This is a genomic window from Thiobacillus thioparus DSM 505 (genome assembly GCF_000373385.1).
Taxonomy (GTDB): Bacteria; Pseudomonadota; Gammaproteobacteria; order Burkholderiales; family Thiobacillaceae; genus Thiobacillus; species Thiobacillus thioparus.
In genome coordinates, this window is sequence record NZ_KB891328.1 from 163071 (window position 1) to 183867 (window position 20797).

Here is a 20797-nt window from a genome sequence, read left to right on the forward strand (position 1 = left end):
CGTCAAGCATGGCGTAAAATGAATCCGGTCGATTCTCTGGTCGCGGGCCGCAAGGACTGCGATTCTCGTCCTATGTCGAGCCGTGCCGTCCTGTTGTTTGTGTGCTTGTCCGGTCTTGCCTGCGCAGGGCCGGTCGCGGCGACCGAGACCTTCGGTTTGGAGGGCGACCAGGCCGCCCTGGCGGCGCGGCCCCAGGTCGAGTGGGTCGAGCAGGCCCAGGCCCTGGAGAGGCGCGCCGACTGGCCGGGTTTGCTGGCATGGGGCCAGGATTGGGCGCGGGTCGATGCGAGGAATCCGCTGGCCTGGTTCGTCCAAGGACGCGCACTGGGCGAACTGGGACGCTTTGACGAAGCGATCGCGGCGTATCGGCACAATCTCAGCCTGGCGCCGGGCGACGTGTTGGCCCGCAACAATCTGGGCAATGCCTGGCGTGACAGCGGACACTCGCATGAGGCGATGCGGGCCTATCGCGCCGCGGTGGAGATCGATCCCGACTATCTCCCGGCCTGGCACAACCTGGGGTTGACGTTTTATCGGATGAAAGGCCAGGCAGGGGTGACGCAGGCCCTGCAAAAATTGCAGGTGCTCGATCCGAAACTGGCGGATATCTGGCGCGCGTTTGCGGTCGAGTACTCGGTCACGGGCGATGCGCGCGTCGCCCGCGAGGCGATTCGGGAATGGCGCGGCCTGAGCAAGACTCGGCGCGCACGCATGTTCGGGATCCTGCTTGATGAGGGCTGAGCCGGCCGATCAAGCCGTGTCTGGGCTATGCCGGGTTTTGCTCGAATTCCGCGACCACCTGGCGCAGCCGGCTGGCTTCCTGCTCAGGGCGCATCAGGCTGCGCCGGGTCGAGGCGTGGTCGAGCAGGTCAGCATAGAATGCCGGATCGCTCTCGGCCATCGCCATCAGCCTGGCCAGCTGCCGTTCGTCGCCCACCGGGAAATAGCCGGGATAGTCCTCGCCGAGCATGCCGATATTGCCTGGCATGTGTGATGCCAGCACCGGCACGCCGGCCGCAAGCGCTTCGCAGATCACATTGGCGCCGCCTTCCATCACCGAACTGATGACCAGCAGATGCGCGCGCGCGAGGCGTCTCAGTACGGTCTGGTGAGATACATCGCCAGCCCAGTGCCAGCGCGGCAGCTTGCTTTGCGCCAGTTCCGCTGTCTCGGCCATGTCCTCGGAAAGAGCGCCGCCCAGATGGGTGACCTGGATGCGCGAGGAATCCGGCAGGTAGTTGGTGGCCAGGGCAGCCCGGAATGGATCCTTTTCCGTGCGCAGGTGGCCGATCACCAGCACGTCGAACGTGTTGGCAGGTGTAGGCCGGCGGGCGATGTCGGGCGACGACTGATAGATCACCCGTGTTTTGGCGGCCAGATGTGCCGCCAGTTCGTCGGGGCCGCGATCCTGCAACACGATGAGCCGGTGCGCGAGTTCGAGCGCCTGCTGGGCGTCGGCATCCTCGTGAATGTCGCGATACAGATCGGTGCCTGTGAGCGCAAGCAGCAACGGCCGGCTCGGAAAACGCTCGGCAAAGGCGCGTATCGAGGCAAAGCTGCGCCGCGCATGTAGCGCCAGCATGAGCTCGGCCATCCGGCCGTCCCACTCCACTTGGGTCCGCACCGTATGCCCGGCCTCGCGCAGGAAATGCGCCCAGCGCGAGGCCGTGTGCCAGTTGCCGTTGCGATGCTCGCGGCCATATGGGGTGATGAGGGCGATGCGCATGGCGTGAGTGTACGCCCGGCGGGGCGAATCGCGGATAATCCTGACATGACCGAAACCGTCATTTCCTCACGTGACAATCCCCTCTTCAAGCGTCTGAAAAAGCTTGCCGAATCCGCCCGTGCGCGTCGCGAGGCCAGAATGGCCCTGCTCGACGGCGAGCATCTGCTGGCAGCTTATCTCGACGCCGGCGGCCAGCCGCATACGCTGGTGCGCACGGCTTCGTTCGATGCTGGCCGCTTCGAACGGTTGGCCGGGCGGTGTCCGCACGTCAAGGCCGTCGAGCTGTCAGACATGCTGTTTACCGAACTCGCGCCGGTTGCGACGCCGACCGGCCTGCTTGCCGAGGTTGCCTGGCTCGCGCCGCCGGCCATTGAAGCCACGCCGCTCGTCATCGTGCTGGAAGATATCCAGGATCCAGGCAATCTCGGTTCCATGCTGCGTACCGGTGCGGCGGCAGGGGCTACCTTGGCAGTGCTGTCGAAAGGATGCCACGACCCGTGGTCGCCCAAGGCGCTGCGCGGTGGGCAGGGCGCGCAGTTCGTACTGCCGCTCGTCAGCGGCGTCGATATCGTGGATTGGCTGGCGGGTTTCGAAGGAGAGAGCCTTGCGCTTGCACTGGCCGAGGACAGCAACCTGTATGCGCATGCATTGACCGGCGCGTTGGCCTTGATCGTGGGCAACGAAGGCGCGGGCTTGTCGCGGGCGGTGTGCGCTGCCGCAAGCGCTGCGATACGCATCCCGATGCCGGGCAGGATCGAGTCCCTGAATGCCGCGGCGGCCCTGGCCGTGGCCGTGTTCGAGGCGGCCCGGCAGCGGGCCGCCTAGGGCCGCATGGGTGTCAGCACGATAATGTGCGCGCGCCGGCGCGGCGATCCATCTGGATCCGCAGCTGGTTCGCCTGGGCGAATCCCATGACATAGTCATAGGCGGCCGGGTCGGCGGCTTGCAGCCAGCGCGCGACGATCAGACAGTATTCCCCTTCGATCATGCAGGGCTGGACACCCGATGAATAGCGCAAACGGTTGTCAGGATGGAAGCTGGCCAGCGTGGACGACAGGCGTTCGGCCCAGTCCGACGGACGGAATTTCTTTCCATTCTCTTGTATGCCGGTGATGACCAGACTGTCTTCGGATAGCATCCGCTCTCCCATTCGCGAAGGTTCGCCCCTGCTGATTCGGCCCAGCTTCGCGTTTCTTTAACGGAAACGCGGATCGGGCCGTCCGGGGATGGCAGCCGTGGCCGACAGGTTCAAGTCTGGTCGAATTCCTTCAGCCAGTCGCGGTCCAGCAGTGCGGCGATTTCATCAGCAGGCACCGGCCGGCTGATGAAATAACCCTGCACGACCTGGCAGCCGAGTTTGCGCAGGACTTCGAGCTGTTCCCGGTTCTCCACGCCTTCGGCGACAGTGCCGAGTTTCAATCCCCTGCACAGGGCGAGAATCGAGCTGATGAGCGCTTCGTTGACCGGGGCGTGCGGGATGTCCTTGACGAAATAACGGTCGATCTTGAGGATGTCGAGCGGGAATCGCTTGAGGTGGGCCAACGACGAATAGCCGGTTCCAAAGTCGTCGATCGCCACGGCCACGCCCAGTGCCTTCAAGGCCAGGATGATGGAGACGGCCGCCTCGACATCCTGCATGAAAATGCCCTCGGTCAGTTCGAGATGCAACGAGTGCGGCGGCAGGCCGGACTGCTGCAGGGCCTCGCGGACATCGGCGACCAGATTGTTGTGCCAGAACTCCTTGCCCGATATGTTGACGGCCACATCCAGGTTGGCGAAGCCGGCGGCATGCCAGCTTGCCGTCTGGAAGCAGGCCGATCTCAGCAGTGTGCGGCCGACTTTGACGATGCCGCCGCCTTCTTCCAGCAGTTCGAGGAAAACCGCCGGGCTGAGCAGGCCCTTGCCGGGGTGATTCCAGCGGATCAGTGCCTCGACACCCTGGATGCGCCCGGTTTCCAGGTTGAGCTTGGGCTGGTAGTGGAACAGGAATTCATCCCGTTCCAGCGCGTAGTGCAGTTCGGTTTCCAGCTGCAGCCGTTCTTCCGCCATGGTGTTCATGGCAGCGTCATAGAGCTGGAAGCGGTTTCTGCCGCCGTTCTTTGCAGTGAATGCCGCTGTGTCGGCGTGCTTGAGCAGGCTGGTGCCGTCGCTGCCGTCGTTTGGATAGACGCTGACGCCGATGCTGCAGCTGGAGAACAGTTCGCGTTCCGCGATTCGATAGGGTTCGCTTACAACGCCGAGGATTTTTTCCACCACCTGCAAAACATGGCTGATCCGGGCGACATCGATGACCACGCCGAATTCGTCGCCACCCAGCCGGGCGACGACATCCTCTGCACGCGTGGCCGAACGCAGACGCTGCGCAACTTCGCAAATGAGCGCGTCGCCGCTGGCGTGACCGAGGGTGTCGTTGACGCGCTTGAAGCGGTCCAGGTCGATGAATATCACGCCCACCAGTGTGTTGCGGCGTTGTGCGCGCACCAGGGATTGTTCCAGGCGGTCCATGAACAGCATGCGGTTGGGCAGGCCCGTCAAGGCGTCGTGCGTGGCAAGATGGTGGCGTTCGCGACTGGCCCGCTTGGTGTAGTACATGACCGCAGTCGCGACGAGAATACCCAGCAATAGGGCAATGCCCGACAGGAGGTACATCCAGAAGCGCGCCACTTCGTGCGCCTGGTGCGCCTTGCGGCTGGCTTCCAGCGCGAGCCTTTGGGTTTCGGTATCGAGCAGCGAGAGCACATTCAGGACGTTGTTCTGCGCCGGGATGGCGCCGCTGAGAACCTGCTCTTCGGCTTTGTGGTTGAAATCGCCACGTAGCGCCTCGACGAGCTGGTTATACATCGGCCGAGCGATGCCAGTCAGATGCCCCTGCAGATCGATGAGTTCGTGTTCGCGCGGACTCAGGGGCATGTTCAGCAGTGCCATCCGGGCATCGGCGAACTCCGCACCGTGCTTGTTGAACTGTATGAACAGTTGATCGCGTTCGAACGGGTCATAGCTCATCGACAATCTGAACATGCAGAGTGTGCGCTCGCGCGCAGCAGTCATCATCGCCTTGGTGAGGCTGAGCTTGCGCATGTGGACATCGACAACCGTGCCGAGGTTGTTGGCGGTCAGCCGGAGTTGCTGCAGGCCGATGGTGGTGACGAACAGAATCAACAACAGCTGGACAATGAATCCTGCCAGCAGCACGCGCCGCCAGGTTGCGGGAAGCACGGAATACCTTGCCGACGGCACAGGGGCGTTGTCAGGATCAAGAGCAACGGTATTCACGCTGCGCACTTTCCGTGAGCGAAACGAAACAGGTCATGTGCTCCGTTCGGATTCGAGTCGGGACGGGCCAGGCGTTCGCGCAGCAAGCGATGGCTGGCGTTTGGGAGAAACAAGGAGGCGGCTGGCGTCAGCCTTCCTTTCGATGGTGCGGACAAGTGTGCCGGACCTGTCGTCAGCGCCGCAGTGACGACCAGGATGGACAAGCCGGTGCCATTGCAGTGTGTAAGCGGGTATGCGGACAGGGGCAAGACATCGGAAACTCCTGATCATTGAACAATTTGGCGGGGCTTGGACTGCGTATAAGCGGGCTCCGGGTCGTTTGTTCAATCGGGTGAATCGCGCAAAACTTGAGGGTTGGCCCTCAGTCAGGACAGCGGGACGCTCAGGACAGCCGCAAACGCGCGGCGATTTCTTCCACCGACATACGGGTGGTATCGACAATGGGAAGCGCGTGACGTTTGAAGAACACCTCGGCTGCACTCAGTTCCATGCGGCATTGCGCCAGGCTGGCGTAGCGGCTGTCCGGGTAACGCGCCTGGCGGATGGCGGCAAGACGCTCAGGCGACAGGGTAAGGCCGCGCAGCCTGGGCAGATGGGCTTTCAGGCAGACGGGCAGGTCGTCCTGTTCGAGGTCGTCCGGCGTAAGCGGATAGTTGGCCGCGCGCAGGCCATACTGCAGGGCCAGATAAAGCGCAGTGGGGGTTTTGCCGACGCGCGAAACGCCGACCAGGATCAGGTCAGCCTGGTCCAGACGTTCGGGATTGAGGCCGTCGTCCAGATTGAGCGCAAAGTTGACGGCATCCATGCGTGCTTCATAGTCAGATGCCATGCCATGGGTGTGGCCGCCGCTGGGGGTGGCGGTCTGGCCGAGCGCAGATTCGACGGCCGGCGCGATCAGGTCGAATACGTCGAACAGGCTGAGTCCAGCCTGGCGAAACGGCAGACGTAGCGTAGGATCGGTCAGGGTGGAGAAGATCAGGGTACGAGGGGCCGTGGCGATGCGTGCGGCCGTAGCCTGGGCTTTCTCCGCGCTGTCGACGAAGGGCAGCGTAATCAGGCTAAACTCGAGATGAGGAAACTGTGCCAGCACGCTTTTGGCGACGGACTCGACCGTCACCCCGGTGTGGTCGGACACGCAGAATATGCTGTAACCGTTCATGGAGTTCACCTATGTCTACAGACTATATTGTGCCGCTGGATGCCCTGTCGATGGCGGATGTGCCTCTGGTGGGCGGCAAGAATGCCTCGCTCGGCGAGATGATCCGCCATCTGTCCGGTGCGGGGGTCAAGGTGCCGGGCGGGTTTGCCACCACCTCCAAGGCCTTCTGGGATTTTCTCGATCATAACGGCCTGCGTGCGCGTATCGACGCGCGGCTGGCGCCGCTCGACGTCGCGGACGTGACGGCCTTGGCGCAGGCAGGGGCGGAGATTCGCGCGTGGATCGAGGCGGCCAGCCTGCCGCCTGCGCTGGAAACCGGGCTGAGCACGGCGTACGCGGGGCTTGGCGACACGGTATCGGTGGCGGTGCGCTCGTCGGCCACGGCCGAGGACCTGCCCGACGCCTCGTTTGCCGGCCAGCAGGAAACCTATCTGCACGTGCGCGGTGTGGCCGACGTGCTGACGTATGTGAAAAAAGTCTTTGCCTCGCTCTACAACGACCGCGCCATTGCGTACAGGGTGCATCACGGCTTTGCCCACGCCGGCGTGGCACTGTCCGCCGGCATCCAGCGCATGGTGCGTTCCGATATCGCCTGCTCCGGCGTGCTGTTCACCCTGGATACCGAGTCCGGATTCCGCGACGTGGTGTTCATCACCGCAGCCTACGGCCTGGGCGAGACGGTGGTGCAGGGATCGGTGAATCCGGACGAGTACTACGTGCACAAGCCGATGCTGGCGCAAAGCTTTCCCGCGGTGGTGCGGCGCGAACTCGGTGAAAAAGCCACCCGCATGGTGTGGCGCGACGGCGCAACCGTGATCGAGGCCACGCCACCAGCGTTGAGGCGGCAGTTTGCCTTGAACGATGTCGAGGTGCTGGAACTGGCGCGCCAGGCGGTCCGGATCGAGCAGCATTACGGCCGGCCGATGGATGTGGAATGGGCGAAGGACGGCGAAACCGGTGAACTCTTCATCGTCCAGGCGCGTCCGGAAACCGTGAAGGCGCGCAGCGCCGGCAGCATCGAACGCTACGTACTGAAAGGCAGCGGCGAGGTGCGCATCAGCGGCCGCGCCATCGGCCAGAAGATCGGCGCCGGTGCCGTACGGCTGATCGCCAGTCCGGCGGAGATGAATCGGGTGCAGCCGGGCGACATCCTGGTCACCGACATGACCGATCCTGACTGGGAACCGGTGATGAAGCGTGCGGCGGCCATCGTCACCAACCGGGGCGGACGCACCTGCCACGCCGCCATCGTCGCACGCGAACTGGGCATTCCCGCCGTGGTCGGCGCCGGCAACGCGACCACGGTGCTGAAGGATGGCGAACTGGTGACGGTATCGTGCGCCGAAGGCGACACCGGCAAGGTCTATGCCGGCAAACTGGCATTCGAGATGGAGACGCTGGCAAGCGAGACGCTGCCGGAGCCGCCGGTCAAGCTGATGATGAACGTCGGCAATCCCGAGCGCGCCTTCGAGTTTGCGCAAATTCCCAATCACGGCGTCGGCCTCGCACGGCTGGAGTTCATCATCGCGCGCATGATCGGGGTGCATCCGCTGGCGCTGCTCGACTACGCCGGCCAGACGCCGGCGTTGCGCGACGAGATCGATGCGCGCACCGCGGGCTATGCCGACCCGGTGTCGTTCTATGTCGACAAGCTGGCCGAGGGCATCGCGACCTTGGCCGCCGCGTTCTGGCCGCAGCCGGTGATCGTGCGGCTGTCGGACTTCAAGTCCAACGAATACGCCAATCTGGTGGGCGGCGAACGCTATGAGCCGAAGGAGGAAAACCCCATGTTGGGGTTGCGCGGCGCGGCGCGCTACGTATCGATGATGTTCCGCCCGGCGTTCGAGCTGGAATGCCGGGCGCTGAAGAAGGTGCGCGAGACGCTGGGCTTTTCCAATGTCGAGGTGATGATTCCTTTCGTACGCACGGTGGAGGAATGCGCGGCAGTGGCCGGGCTGTTGGCCGATAACGGCCTGAAGCGCGCCGACCATGGCCTGCGGCTGATCATGATGTGCGAGATCCCCTCCAACGTGCTGCTGGCCGAGGACTTTCTGCACTACGTCGACGGCTTTTCCATCGGCAGCAACGACCTCACCCAGCTTACCCTCGGCATCGACCGCGATTCCGGCCTGGTGGCCGGCGGCTTCGACGAGCGCAACCCGGCGGTGAAAAAGTTGCTGGCCGAAGCCATCGCCGTGTGCCGGCGGCAGGGCAAATACGTCGGCATCTGCGGCCAGGGGCCAAGCGACCATCCCGATCTGGCCGACTGGCTGGTCGAACAGGGGATCGGCTCGATTTCGCTCAATCCCGACACGGTGACGGCGACCTGGCGGAGGCTGGCAAGCCATTGAATCGGCCGTGTCATTGAGCCATCACGGGCGATGGAGTAGAATCCGTCATCACCCGCCCCCGCTTATAAAATGACGAAGTATGTGTTTGTCACTGGTGGGGTGGTTTCTTCCCTAGGGAAAGGGATCGCCTCCGCTTCACTTGCTGCGCTGCTCGAATCGCGCGGTATCCGTGTCACCCTGTTGAAGCTCGATCCGTACATCAACGTCGATCCCGGCACCATGAGCCCGTTCCAGCACGGCGAGGTGTTCGTCACCGACGACGGCGCGGAAACTGACCTCGATCTGGGCCATTACGAGCGCTTCTCCAGCGCGCGCATGAGCAAGCGCAACAACTTCACCACCGGGCAGATCTACAAGTCGGTGATCGACAAGGAGCGCCGCGGCGACTACCTTGGCGGCACGGTTCAGGTCATCCCGCACATCACAGACGAGATCAAGCGCTCGATCCGCGAAGGCGCCAATGGCGCTGACGTGGCGCTGGTGGAGATCGGCGGCACGGTGGGCGACATCGAATCGCTGCCTTTCCTCGAAGCGATCCGTCAGATGGGTTTTGAGGACGGCCCCGAAAACACCTGCTTCATCCACCTGACGCTGCTGCCCTACATCGCGACCGCCGGCGAGCTGAAGACCAAGCCGACCCAGCACAGCGTGAAAGAGCTGCGCGAGATCGGCATCCAGCCCGACATCCTGTTGTGCCGCGCGGACCGTGAGATTCCGCTCGACGAGCGCCGCAAGATTGCGTTGTTCACCAACGTGCGGCCCGAGGCGGTGATCGAGGTGCTCGACGCCGACTCGATCTACAAGATCCCGGCGATGCTGCACGACCAGATGCTCGACGAGATCGTCTGCCACAAGCTGAACATCCTGGCGCGCGCGGCCGACTTGAGCGTGTGGAAAAACCTGGTGCATGCACTGGAGCATCCGCAGCACACGGTCAACATCGCCTTCGTCGGCAAGTACGTCGACCTCACCGAATCCTACAAGTCGCTGTCCGAGGCGATGATCCACGCCGGCATGCATACGAAGAGCCGAGTGAAGATCCATTACATCGACTCCGAGCAGATCGAGAAGTCCGGCGTCGACAGCCTCAAGGACATGGATGCGATCCTGGTGCCCGGCGGCTTCGGCAAGCGCGGCGTGGAAGGCAAGATTGCCGCCATTCGTTATGCGCGCGAGAACAAGGTGCCCTATCTCGGCATCTGCCTGGGCATGCAGCTCGCCGTGGTCGAATTCGCACGCGACGTCGCCGGCATGGCGGACGCGCAATCGACCGAGTTCGAGCCGGCCACCACGCATCCGGTGATCGGCCTCATCACCGAATGGCTGGATCGCGGCGGCCAGGTCGAGAAGCGCAGTGAGCAGTCCGACCTGGGCGGCACCATGCGCCTCGGCGGCCAGCCGTGCGAACTCAAGGACGGTACGCTGGCACGCGAGATCTACGGTGCAGCCAGCATCGTCGAGCGCCACCGTCATCGTTACGAAGTCAACAACACGCTGCTGGCCGAACTCGAAGCCAAGGGCCTTGTCGTTGCCGGGCGCGCGCCGGGCACCGACCTGTGCGAAATGGTCGAGCTGCCCACCGCGGTGCATCCCTGGTTTGTCGGCTGCCAGTTCCACCCCGAGTTCACCAGCAATCCGCGCAACGGTCATCCTTTGTTCATTGCGTTCGTGCAAGCTGCGCTGGCGCGTCAACAGGAGCAGGCTAAATGAAACTGTGTCACTTCGAGGCCGGGCTCGATCAGCCGCTGTTCCTGATTTCCGGTCCCTGCGTGATCGAATCCGAACAGCTGGCGATGGACACGGCCGGCCAGCTGAAGGAAATATGCGCTGGGCTGGGTATCCCCTTCATCTACAAATCCTCGTTCGACAAGGCCAACCGCTCGTCGACCCAGTCTTTCCGTGGGCTCGGCTTGGAGGAAGGACTGCGCATCCTGTCGGAAGTGAAGGCGAAGATCGGTGTGCCGGTGCTGACCGACGTGCATGAAGACACGCCGCTGAACGAAGTGGCCGCAGTGGTCGACGTCCTACAGACGCCGGCCTTCCTGTGTCGCCAGACCAACTTCATCCAGAACGTCGCGCGCGCCGGACGTCCGGTCAACATCAAGAAAGGCCAGTTCCTCGCGCCGTGGGACATGCAGAACGTGGTCGACAAGGCGCGGGCGGTCGGCAACGAGCAGATCATGGTGTGCGAACGCGGCGTGAGCTTCGGCTACAACACGCTGGTGTCCGACATGCGCGGTCTGGCGATCATGCGTGCCACGCAGTGCCCGGTGGTATTCGACGCCACCCACTCGGTGCAGCAGCCGGGCGGGCAGGGCACGTCGAGCGGCGGTCAGCGCGAGTTCGTGCCGGTGCTGGCGCGGGCTGCGGTGGCCAGCGGCGTGGCGGGCGTGTTCGCGGAGACGCACCCGAATCCGGAAGTTGCCCTGTCCGACGGCCCCAACGCATGGCCGCTCGGCATGATGAAGGAATTGCTGGAAACGCTGAAGGAAATCGACGCGCTGGTGAAACAGCGCGGGTTTATTGAACACAAGTTGATGAAAAACTGATCTGCGAAGGACACGATGGTCGTGAAGAGCTGACCCCGTGCCCTGCGTGGACGAACGACCTAAGGAAGAAAAGTTGAGCGCCATTATTGATGTCATCGCCCGGGAAATTCTCGATTCCCGCGGCAATCCCACTGTTGAAGTCGACGTGCTGCTGGAGTCCGGCGTGCTGGGGCGCGCCGCCGTGCCGTCCGGTGCCTCGACCGGCAGCCGCGAGGCGATCGAACTGCGCGACGGCGACAAGTCGCGTTACCTCGGCAAGGGCGTGCTGAAAGCCGTCGAGCACGTCAACACTGAAATCTGCGAAGCCATCATCGGCCTGGACGTCGAAGACCAGGCCTTCATCGATCAGACCATGATCGATCTGGACGGCACCGAGAACAAGTCGCGTCTCGGCGCCAACGCCCTGCTGGCGGTGTCGATGGCGTGTGCCCGCGCCGCCGCCGAGCAGGCCGGGCTGCCCTTGTACCGCTATCTCGGCGGTGCCGCGCCGATGGCTCTCCCGGTGCCGATGATGAACATCATCAACGGCGGCGCGCATGCCAACAACAACATCGACATGCAGGAATTCATGATCATCCCGGTCGGCGCGCCGAGCTTCCGCGAAGCCCTGCGCTACGGCGCCGAGGTCTTCCATGCGCTGAAGAAGCTGCTGGATGATGCGGGCATGGCGACGACCGTAGGCGACGAAGGTGGCTTCGCGCCCAACCTGGAATCGCACGAGGCAGCGCTGAAGCTGATCGTGCAGGCGATCGAGAAAGCCGGGCTGCAGCCCGGCATCGACGTCGCCATCGGCGTCGACTGCGCCGCATCCGAGTTCCACAAGGACGGTCGCTACCACCTCGAATCCGAAGGCCTGAAGCTGACCGCTGCCGAATTCACCGATTACCTGGCGGCCTGGTGCGACAAGTATCCCGTCATCAGCATCGAGGACGGCATGGCCGAAGGCGACTGGGATGGCTGGAAACTGCTGACCGACAAGCTCGGCGCGCGCGTGCAGCTAGTGGGTGACGACCTCTTCGTGACCAATACCAAGATCCTGAAGGAAGGCATCGACAAGGGCATCGCCAACTCGATCCTGATCAAGGTCAACCAGATCGGTACGCTGTCGGAAACCTTCCAGGCGATCGAGATGGCCAAGCAGGCGGGCTACACGTCCGTGATTTCTCACCGCTCGGGCGAAACCGAAGACACCACGATTGCCGATCTGGCAGTCGCGACCAACGCTCGCCAGATCAAGACCGGCTCGCTGTCGCGTTCCGACCGCATGGCGAAGTACAACCAGCTGCTGCGCATCGAGGAAGAACTCGGCGACACGGCGAGCTACCCTGGACGCGATGCGTTCCGCCAGCGCGGCTGACTTCAACGCGACCCGGTTCATCGCGCGTCTCCGCAGCCGGGGGCTGACCTGGGTGCTGGCCATCGCGGTTGTCTTGTTGCAATATCCGCTCTGGCTGGGTGAGGGCGGTTGGCTGAGGGTGCGGGAGGGCGCGCAGAAAATCGACATCCAGCTGGCATTGAATCAGCGCCTGGAAGTCCGCAATGCAAGCCTGCTGGCCGAGATCAACGATCTCAAGCAGGGACGCGATGCGATCGAGGAACGCGCGCGCAATGATCTGGGCATGGTGGCGCCGGATGAATGGTTCGTCCGGGTCGTGCCTGCCCAATCCGTTCAGTCGGGAAAAACGAATGAGTGATTTGCAAATCGGCTTGTTGATCGTCGGTGGGGCCGTCGTGGCGGCAGTGCTGGTATTCAACTGGATCCAGGAACGCCGCTTCCGCAAGCAGGCGGATGCGGCCTTTCAAATGCCGGTGGCCGATGCATTGATGCAGGATGATGCCAGGCCGCGCGCAATGCATGAACGGGTCGAGCCGGCGCTGCGGGAGCCGGTTCTCGGAGATGACGGCGAGAGCGGGGTTGGCGAACCCCATGTGCGCTTCGATACGGGCACTTCGTTGGCAGGCGACGATGCGGACGTGCCGGTGAATGCTGTCCCTGCCCCGAATCCTGCCGCTGCGGTGCCCAGCGAACGGCGCCCTGCCAGTTCGCCGTCGGGTGCGGCGCCGGCACCTTATGACGAACTGATCGAATACCGTGCCCGCATCGGCTGCGATGGCGCCATGGCCAATGTGTTCGTCGACGCTTTCAACCAGACCCGGACACTGGGCAAAGCGATACGCTGGCTCGGCCTGCCGGTGGGAGCGACGGCATGGGAAGACGTCCAGCCATGGCGTGACGCGCGGTATCAGCAAGTGGCGGTTACCATGCAACTGGCCGACCGCAACGGGGCGGTGCAGGAAGAGCAGCTCGCCGCCCTGTGCGACGTGCTGCAGGCGATGACGCAGGCGCATGGCCTGCGCCTCGCCTGCGACGATATGGTCGATGCGCTCGAACGCGCCCAGGCCATCGATCGTTTCTGCGTCGACGTCGATGTCCTCATCGGCCTCAATGTGGTCGCGCGCGGCGAGGGGGCGGTGAATTTGACCCGCATCGTGCGCGAAGCGGAAAGCTGCGGCATGGTGCTGGGTGGCGATGGCGTGTTCCAGCTGCTCGACAGCCGCGGCGAGCCGCTTTATGCCCTGTGCAACCACGATGCCGAGCCGTTTGCGGTCGAGGCGGTGGAGGGCCAGACTTCGCAGGGCGTCACCCTGCAGTTCGACGTTCCACGCGTGCCGGATGGCCTGAAGGTGTTCGACGGCATGGTGGCCTTCGGCCGCACGCTCGCCAACGAAACCGGCGGCATTCTGGTGGACGACAACCTGCGCCCCCTGACCGACACCGGCATCGAGAAAATCCGCAACCAGCTCATGCATATTTACGAGCGCATGGAAGCGCGTGGCGTGCCATCCGGGTCCCGGCGGTCGCTGCGTCTGTTCTCCTGATGTCCAGCGATTTTCTGGCACGCGCGACTGCGTTGCGCCGGGAGATCGAACGCCACAATTACGCGTATTACGTCCTCGATCAACCGACTATTCCCGATGCGGAATACGACCGGCTGTTCCGTGAGTTGCAGGCGCTCGAAGCCAAGCACCCCGAACTCGCCACACCCGATTCGCCCACCCGGCGTGTCGGCGGCAAGCCGCTCGATGCGTTCCCAAAAGTGCGCCATGCGATACCGATGCTGTCGATCCGCACCGAGACCGACACCGAAGCCAGCGGCGCGCAGGCTTTCGACGCGCGGGTACGCAAGGAACTGGGGCTGGACGAGCACGATCCGCCGGTCGAGTATGCCGCCGAACTGAAATTCGACGGACTGGCGATCAACCTGCGTTATGAGCAAGGCGTGCTGGTGCAGGCCGCTACACGCGGCGACGGCGAGACGGGAGAGGACGTCACGCAGAACATCTGCACCGTGCATGCCATCCCGTTGCGCCTGCGAATGGATTCGCCGCCAGCCGTATTGGAAGTGCGCGGCGAGGCGTTCATGCGGCGCGACGACTTTGAGCGTTACAACGCGAAGCAGCGCGAGGCCGGCAAGGATACTCTGGTCAACCCGCGCAATGGCGCGGCCGGCAGCATCCGGCAGCTCGACCCCAAGCTGGCCGCGCAGCGTCCGCTGTCGTTCTTCGCCTACGGCCTGGGCGAGGTGCAAGGCTGGACGCTGCCGCCCACGCATAGCGCGATGCTTGATGCATTGGAAGAGCTGGGTGTGCCGGTGTGTGCCGAACGCCGAGTGTGTCTGGGAGTGGGCGAACTCGTTACTTTCCACGATGACATCGCGGCACGCCGCGACCAGTTGCCGTTCGATATCGACGGCGTGGTCTACAAGGTCAACCGTTTCGATTTGCAGCGCACTCTCGGTTTCGTCACGCGCGAACCGCGCTGGGCGGTGGCGCACAAATACCCGGCCCAGGAGCAGCTCACCACCGTGCTCGGCATTGACGTCCAGGTCGGCCGAACGGGCGCGCTGACGCCGGTGGCCCGCCTTGCGCCAGTGTTCGTGGGAGGGGTGACGGTGACCAACGCCACCCTGCACAACCAGGACGAGATCGACCGCAAGGATGTGCGCGTGGGGGACACGGTCATCGTGCGGCGCGCCGGCGACGTCATTCCCGAGATTGTGGCTACGGTGGTCGAGCGGCGGCTCCTGCCGGAACCGCCGCGTTTCAACATCCTGCACAGTTATCCCGTCTGCCCGGTGTGCGGTTCGCATGTGGTACGGATCGAGGGCGAGGCGGCCGCGCGCTGCACGGGCGGGCTCTACTGCCCGGCGCAGCGCAAGCAGGCCCTGCTGCATTTCGCCGGCCGCCGTGCGATGGATATCGAAGGCCTGGGCGACAAGCTGGTCGATCAACTGGTCGAGCGTGGCCTGGTGCACAGCCCGGCCGACGTGTATGGTCTGAGCCTTGACACGCTTGCCGGCCTGGAGCGCATGGCGGAGAAATCGGCAGCCAATCTGGTCGCGGCGATCGAGACCAGCAAGGCCACCACGCTGGCGCGGTTCATTTTCGCGCTGGGTATCCGTAACGTCGGGGAAGCAACTGCCAAGGATCTGGCACAGTATTTCGGTTCGCTGGACAAGCTGATTGCCGCAACCGAAACCGACCTGCTGGCTGTACGCGACGTCGGCCCCATCGTGGCCCAGTCCATCGTCCAGTTCTTTGCCGAGCCGCACAACCTCGAGGTGGTCAGCAGGCTGCGCAAGGCGGGTGTGCACTGGCCGGAAACATCCGGCATGCAACAATCGGCAGGTATCCTTGCAGGCAAGACGCTGGTGCTGACGGGGTCGTTGCCGACGCTGACGCGCGATGCGGCGAAGGAGAAAATCGAGGCCGCAGGCGGCAAGGTGGCCGGGTCGGTGTCGAAGAAGACCGACTACGTGGTGGCAGGCGAGGAAGCCGGCAGCAAGCTGGCGAAGGCACAGGAGCTCGGCGTGGCCATTCTCGACGAGGCCGGGCTGCTGAGCTTGCTGGCATCGGACAATAACAACACACAGCAGCCGTTGGATTTTTGAACCAAAGGACTTTCAAGGAAGAGACATGCAACAAGTCAAAAAAGCCGTATTTCCAGTTGCCGGCCTCGGCACTCGTTTTCTGCCGGCCACCAAGGCAAGCCCCAAGGAAATGCTCCCCATCGTCGACAAGCCGCTGATCCAGTATGCGGTCGAGGAAGCGATGGATGCTGGCATCACCGACATCATCTTCATCAGCAGCCGCACCAAGCGCACCGTCGAAGACCACTTCGACAAGGCCTACGAACTGGAAACCGAACTGGCTGCGCGCGGCAAGAATCGCGATCTGGAACTGGTGCAGTCGATCCGCCCGGCCGGCGTCAATTTCATCTATATCCGCCAGGCCGAAGCGCTGGGGCTCGGCCATGCCGTACTGTGCGCACAGCCGGTGATCGGCAACGAACCTTTCGCCGTCATTCTCGCCGACGACCTGATCGACGGCAGGCCGGCAGTCATGAAGCAGATGGTCGATCAGTACGGTTATTACCAGTGCTCGGTGCTCGGCGTGCAGCAGGTGGCGCCGGAGGAAACCGCGTCCTATGGCATCGTCGATGCCACCCCGATGGCCGAACGCGTGTCGCGGGTGAACGGCATCGTCGAGAAACCCAAGCCCGCGGACGCACCGTCCACCCTCGGCGTGGTCGGCCGCTACATCCTGACGCCACGCATCTTCCACCACATCCAGCATCTCACGCCGGGTGCCGGCGGCGAGCTGCAGCTCACCGACGCCATCGCCGCCTTGCTGAAGGAACAGCAAGTGCTGGCCTATGCCTTCGACGGTGTCCGCTACGACTGCGGCAGCAAGCTGGGTTATCTGCAGGCCACGGTGGAATACGCATTGAAGCACAGCGAAGTCAGCGAGGACTTCGGCGCCTACCTCAAGTCGCGCATTTGCTGATATCCGGCTTCAGCCGCCCGGATCGCACTACAGTCCCAAATCGCTCAAGCCGGGATGGTCGTCCGGGCGGCGGCCGAGCGGCCAGAAGAACTGACGGTCGGATTCCTTGATGGGCAGGTCGTTGATGCTGGCGAAGCGGCGCATCATGTAGCCGTCCTCGTTGAATTCCCAGTTCTCGTTGCCATATGAGCGGTACCACTGCCCGGAATCGTCACGCCATTCGTAGGCGAAACGTACGGCAATGCGGTTGCCGGTGCAGGCCCACAATTCCTTGATCAGCCGGTAATCCAGTTCGCGGGCCCATTTGCGTTCGAGAAACCGGCGGACTTCCTCGCGTCCGACCGGGAATTCGGCACGATTCCGCCAGCGGGTGTCTTCGGTGTAGACCAGTGCAACGCGTCCGGGGTCGCGTGAATTCCAGGCATCCTCGGCCATGCGTACTTTCTTGGCGGCGGTTTCCTCGGTAAAGGGAGGCAGTGGCGGTTTGCTTTCCATGTCGGCTCCTTGACGTGATGTAGACAGATCTGTCTACGTTGGGCGCAGTCTAGGTCATGTAGACGGATCTGTCTACAATAGGCGCATGAACACCCAGGCTGATCGGAGCGACGCGCTGCCCAGCGCACGCGAGCGCATCCTGTATACCGCACATGAGCTTTTCTACCAGGATGGCGTGCGCGCCACCGGCATCGATCGCGTCATTGCCGAATCCGGCGTGACCAAGGTCACGTTCTATCGGCACTTTCCAAGCAAGAACGATCTGATTCGCGCCTATTTGGCGTATCGGCATACGCGCTGGATGGCCTGGTTCACCGATGCATTGGCACGTCACGGCGGCGAGGCCGGCGCGATCGTGCCGACCGTCGAGGAATGGTTTCGCGACGTGCGTTACCGCGGCTGCGCCTTCATCAACAGCGTCGGGGAACTGGGCGGCACGCTGCCGGACGTCATCGAGATTGCGCGTAGCCACAAGCAGGACATGACCGCAGCGATTGCCGCCGTGCTGCCCAAGTCTAGGCAGCGCGCACAGATCGCGCAGGCCGTGGCGCTGGCGATCGACGGCGCGATCGTGCGGGCGCAATTCGATCCTTCGCCTAACGCGGCGCTGGCCGCGCTGCGCAGGATCATCAACGCGCTGTTGAAGGCATAGCGGTGCCCATATCGCAGCCGTGCAGCCATACGGCGGCTTCGAGCGCGTCGCCTGCCGCCATGCCCTGGCCCAGCAGCGCAGCCACCATGCCGGTGAGACGATCGCCTGAACCGGCCTGGGCGAGCCAGGGACCGCCCGTGGTGTTGATGGCGTAGCGGCCGTCGGGGTGGGCGATCACGGTGCCTGCGCCTTTCAGGGCAACCTCAGCGTGGTAGGTTCGGCTCAGCGTGCAGGCTGCCTCGACGCGGTTCGCCTGGATCTCCATCCCACTCACGCCCAACAGGCGGGCGGCTTCCCCGGGATGCGGGGTGAGCAGGGTGGGATGAGGGCGACGGGCCGCTTGTTTGGCCAGTTCGGGATCGCCGGCCAGCAGATTCAGGGCGTCGGCATCCAGCACCAGCGGGCAGGGGGCCGGAAGTGCGGCTTCCAGCAGAGTATGCGCGCGCACACCCTGGCCCAGTCCGGGACCGATCGCCAGGACACTCAACTGCGCGGCCGCCGTCAGGTGCTCCGGCGTGGCAAACATCAGCCGCGGTTCGCCGTAGTCGACCGCAATGCGGTCATCCAGCACACCCACAGTCACGCTGCCGGCACCCTGGTGCAGCGCGGCGCGGCCGGTGATCAGGCATGCGCCCACCATGCCACTATTGCCGCCAATGATGCCGACATGGCCGAACTGGCCTTTGTGGCTGTTTCTAGCACGGGACGGCAGATGGTGACGCGCCTCCAGGTGTATCAGGGCGCCCCCGGGCGTTGCCGGCATCATGGTCGGATCGACGCCCAGCATGTCGAGGTGCAGCGTGCCCGCATAGTCCGGCCCCTCGGCGGTGAGAAGGCCGGGCTTGAGTCCGAGAAAAGTCAGGGTATGGTCTGCCCGCAAGGCGCAACCGCGGATCCGGCCACTGTCGCTATCGAGTCCGCTCGGCACATCCAGTGCCAGCCTGGGACAGGGCAGCGCATTGGCTTGCGCAATCCAGCGTGCGTCCTCGCCGGTTAGGTCGCGCGTCAGCCCGATACCGAACAGGCCGTCGATCACGAGGCTGTAACGTTGCGACGACGGGAAGTGGGGCAGTACGGCTCCACCTTGCTGGAGCCAGGCATCCCAGGCACGTGCGGCATCCCGAGGCAGTCGGGCCGGATCGGCACGGCTCGCGACGACGACGCGAATTCCTTGTGCCGCGAGGCGACGTGCCGCGACCAGGGCATCTCCTCCATTGTTGCCGGGCCCTGCTAGGATCAGGACAGGCTCGCCCGAATCGTCGGCCAGTGTGCCGGTCCATTCGACAGCCGCCGCTCCCGCTTTCTCCATCAGCGTGTCGTGAGGGTGCTCGGCTGCCCATATGTGCTCGCCGGCATGAATGTCGGCCGCCGTGTAGAGGGGGAAGGAGGCAGGCGAGAGCGGCGTGATCGGCATGGGGCGAGGCTCAATAAAGGGCACTGCGGACATGATAATCCGGGTGGGACGTATGGCGGCCTCCTGGAAGACGGATCCGATGTCAGCCTAGCCCGTACTGGCAGATAGTCATAATTGACCTCTCTCCGCGTATTCATTTTGCCGGACGTTGGCCGCTAATGTGCAGCCGGCCATCGGGCCTGAATAGGGGAGACAAACATGCATAGACGTGGTTTTCTGGCGGGCCTGACATTGCTTCCTGCATGGCCGCTCATGGCCTATGCCGGTGACGGTACGCTGAGTATCGGGATCTACCCCGGGACCGGCAAGGCCGATGTGTTCATGGACGACTTTCGCACGGCGGCGATGCCATTTGCCCGGGCGCTTGGCGCTTCGCTAGGGTTGAAGCCCAATCTAACGTTGTTCCGCACGATCAAGTCGACGCTTCGCTCGCTGGATCGAGGCCGGCTGGATGTGTATTTCGTGCCGCCGTCCGTTGCCGTGTCCGTCCTCGACCAGGATTATTCGCCCGTGGCTCGAGTGAAGGACCAGGCCACCGGTCTGCTGGTGCGCCGGAAAGGCGCACCGATCGAGACGATGGCGCTGACAGAAAAGGAATCCTGGCTCGACGTGATGGGCCGCTACACCATCAAGCGCAACAATGCGGGCACCCCCAAGATCCTGAATTTCAAAACGCAGGAAGATGTCTCCATTGCCCTGGAACGGAATTACGCCCAGGCCGGCAGCCTGCGGAGCAAGGCCGCGAATGCGCTGCTGGAAAAAGGGGATTTCGAGGTCTGGTACGCCTTGCCGAACACACCGGATTTCACGCTGCTGGCAAGCAATCGGCTGACCGCGGTCGAGCAGGACAAGCTGGGTACCGCGGCCGCTGAGCTGAAGCAGGAGGCCGTCCAGTCCTTGCAAAAAACGATCCACAGCAAAGTGACAGGGTTTGTGATCGACAAAGAGGCGGATTACAAAACCATCAAAACGGCAATCAAGGAGGCGGGATACTGATCGGGGACGGATGGCTTGCAAGCTGGCCCCAGGGGCCTATATTCCGGGTATCTGCAGTTCGCGTAACGGAGTGCGTATGACGGTCCATAACCGCACACCATCAGGTGCGCCGGTCGCACAGTGTTCCGATGAAGATGCCTGCACAGTCATCAATTGTGATGTCTGTTTGAAGGAAATCCCGGCAGATGCGGCCAAAGTGGCGGACGCGCAGGATTATGTCCATCATTTCTGCGGCCTCGAGTGTCTCGAAATCTGGCGGAAGCAGGCGGCCATTCGCCAACCGACCCGTCCGGCGAAGCGTTCCGATCGGCTAAAATAGCGTCTTTGCCCTGTTT

19 protein-coding genes are annotated in these 20797 nt (G+C 63.6%); 13 read left to right on the top strand and 6 right to left on the bottom strand.

All coding sequences use genetic code 11. The features are described from left to right. The first annotated feature begins 18 nt into the window (after nucleotides 1–18). Complete coding sequence (locus B058_RS0111370; protein ID WP_018508612.1) at nucleotides 19–741, top strand: tetratricopeptide repeat protein; 723 nt, start codon at nucleotides 19–21, stop codon at nucleotides 739–741. 25 nt (nucleotides 742–766) lie between these two features. Here the strand turns inward: B058_RS0111370 and senB are convergent, their stop codons facing one another. Continuing rightward, on the bottom strand, nucleotides 767–1726 hold the full coding sequence (senB, locus tag B058_RS0111375; RefSeq protein ID WP_018508613.1) for a selenoneine biosynthesis selenosugar synthase SenB: 960 nt from the start codon (nucleotides 1724–1726) through the stop codon (nucleotides 767–769). Between the two features lie 45 nt (nucleotides 1727–1771). On the opposite strand from senB, the gene B058_RS0111380 reads away from it, so the two are divergent. Then, entirely contained in the window at nucleotides 1772–2551 is a 780-nt protein-coding gene (locus B058_RS0111380) for a TrmH family RNA methyltransferase (protein ID WP_018508614.1), read from the top strand. Nucleotides 2552–2564: 13 nt separating this feature from the next. On the opposite strand, the gene B058_RS16890 is transcribed toward B058_RS0111380, so the two are convergent. The 3 genes from B058_RS16890 to B058_RS0111395 form a co-directional block, all read right to left on the bottom strand. After that, nucleotides 2565–2864, bottom strand: a complete 300-nt coding sequence (locus tag B058_RS16890; protein WP_018508615.1) for a DUF3579 domain-containing protein — start codon at nucleotides 2862–2864, stop codon at nucleotides 2565–2567. A gap of 110 nt (nucleotides 2865–2974) precedes the next feature. Beyond that, entirely contained in the window at nucleotides 2975–4942 is a 1968-nt protein-coding gene (locus B058_RS0111390) for a putative bifunctional diguanylate cyclase/phosphodiesterase (RefSeq protein ID WP_245539296.1), read from the bottom strand. A 439-nt stretch (nucleotides 4943–5381) separates the two neighbouring features. After that, on the bottom strand, nucleotides 5382–6158 hold the full coding sequence (locus B058_RS0111395) for a pyruvate, water dikinase regulatory protein (RefSeq protein WP_018508617.1): 777 nt from the start codon (nucleotides 6156–6158) through the stop codon (nucleotides 5382–5384). Between the two features lie 11 nt (nucleotides 6159–6169). On the opposite strand from B058_RS0111395, the gene ppsA reads away from it, so the two are divergent. From ppsA to galU, 8 genes are all read left to right on the top strand, one after another. Beyond that, nucleotides 6170–8509 (top strand): phosphoenolpyruvate synthase, encoded by a 2340-nt coding sequence (gene ppsA / locus B058_RS0111400; RefSeq protein WP_018508618.1) that lies wholly within the window; start codon nucleotides 6170–6172, stop codon nucleotides 8507–8509. Between the two features lie 69 nt (nucleotides 8510–8578). Next, a complete protein-coding gene (locus B058_RS0111405) occupies nucleotides 8579–10219 on the top strand; it encodes a CTP synthase (RefSeq protein WP_018508619.1) in 1641 nt (546 codons plus the stop codon). Beyond that, nucleotides 10216–11058, top strand: a complete 843-nt coding sequence (gene kdsA / locus B058_RS0111410; RefSeq protein ID WP_018508620.1) for a 3-deoxy-8-phosphooctulonate synthase — start codon at nucleotides 10216–10218, stop codon at nucleotides 11056–11058. Before B058_RS0111405 ends, kdsA begins: the two co-directional genes overlap by 4 nt. A 73-nt stretch (nucleotides 11059–11131) precedes the next feature. After that, complete coding sequence (gene eno / locus B058_RS0111415; RefSeq protein WP_018508621.1) at nucleotides 11132–12415, top strand: phosphopyruvate hydratase; 1284 nt, start codon at nucleotides 11132–11134, stop codon at nucleotides 12413–12415. After that, on the top strand, nucleotides 12393–12752 hold the full coding sequence (gene ftsB / locus B058_RS0111420) for a cell division protein FtsB (RefSeq protein ID WP_018508622.1): 360 nt from the start codon (nucleotides 12393–12395) through the stop codon (nucleotides 12750–12752). The genes eno and ftsB overlap by 23 nt, the downstream gene beginning before the upstream one ends. Continuing rightward, nucleotides 12745–13938, top strand: a complete 1194-nt coding sequence (locus B058_RS0111425; protein ID WP_018508623.1) for a cell division protein ZipA — start codon at nucleotides 12745–12747, stop codon at nucleotides 13936–13938. Before ftsB ends, B058_RS0111425 begins: the two co-directional genes overlap by 8 nt. Then, nucleotides 13938–16010, top strand: coding sequence for an NAD-dependent DNA ligase LigA (gene ligA, locus B058_RS0111430; protein ID WP_018508624.1), 2073 nt, complete (start codon nucleotides 13938–13940; stop codon nucleotides 16008–16010). Before B058_RS0111425 ends, ligA begins: the two co-directional genes overlap by 1 nt. A gap of 25 nt (nucleotides 16011–16035) precedes the next feature. Then, on the top strand, nucleotides 16036–16905 hold the full coding sequence (gene galU / locus B058_RS0111435; protein WP_018508625.1) for a UTP--glucose-1-phosphate uridylyltransferase GalU: 870 nt from the start codon (nucleotides 16036–16038) through the stop codon (nucleotides 16903–16905). 27 nt (nucleotides 16906–16932) lie between these two features. Here the strand turns inward: galU and B058_RS0111440 are convergent, their stop codons facing one another. Then, nucleotides 16933–17400, bottom strand: a complete 468-nt coding sequence (locus tag B058_RS0111440; protein ID WP_018508626.1) for a nuclear transport factor 2 family protein — start codon at nucleotides 17398–17400, stop codon at nucleotides 16933–16935. Nucleotides 17401–17485: 85 nt separating this feature from the next. Between B058_RS0111440 and B058_RS0111445 the strand changes: the two genes are divergently transcribed. Further along, complete coding sequence (locus B058_RS0111445) at nucleotides 17486–18052, top strand: TetR/AcrR family transcriptional regulator (protein WP_018508627.1); 567 nt, start codon at nucleotides 17486–17488, stop codon at nucleotides 18050–18052. Here the strand turns inward: B058_RS0111445 and B058_RS0111450 are convergent. Then, nucleotides 18030–19466 (bottom strand): bifunctional ADP-dependent NAD(P)H-hydrate dehydratase/NAD(P)H-hydrate epimerase, encoded by a 1437-nt coding sequence (locus tag B058_RS0111450; RefSeq protein ID WP_018508628.1) that lies wholly within the window; start codon nucleotides 19464–19466, stop codon nucleotides 18030–18032. The two genes, B058_RS0111445 and B058_RS0111450, sit on opposite strands and share 23 nt — an antisense overlap. 198 nt (nucleotides 19467–19664) lie before the next feature. On the opposite strand from B058_RS0111450, the gene B058_RS0111455 reads away from it, so the two are divergent. Together B058_RS0111455 and B058_RS16895 are read left to right on the top strand one after the other, a co-directional pair. Continuing rightward, nucleotides 19665–20462 carry a PhnD/SsuA/transferrin family substrate-binding protein gene (locus B058_RS0111455; protein WP_040724322.1) on the top strand — a complete coding sequence of 266 codons (798 nt, stop codon included), beginning with the start codon at nucleotides 19665–19667 and terminating at the stop codon, nucleotides 20460–20462. A 76-nt stretch (nucleotides 20463–20538) separates the two neighbouring features. Continuing rightward, complete coding sequence (locus tag B058_RS16895) at nucleotides 20539–20781, top strand: DUF3330 domain-containing protein (protein WP_040724325.1); 243 nt, start codon at nucleotides 20539–20541, stop codon at nucleotides 20779–20781. Nucleotides 20782–20797 lie beyond the last annotated feature (16 nt).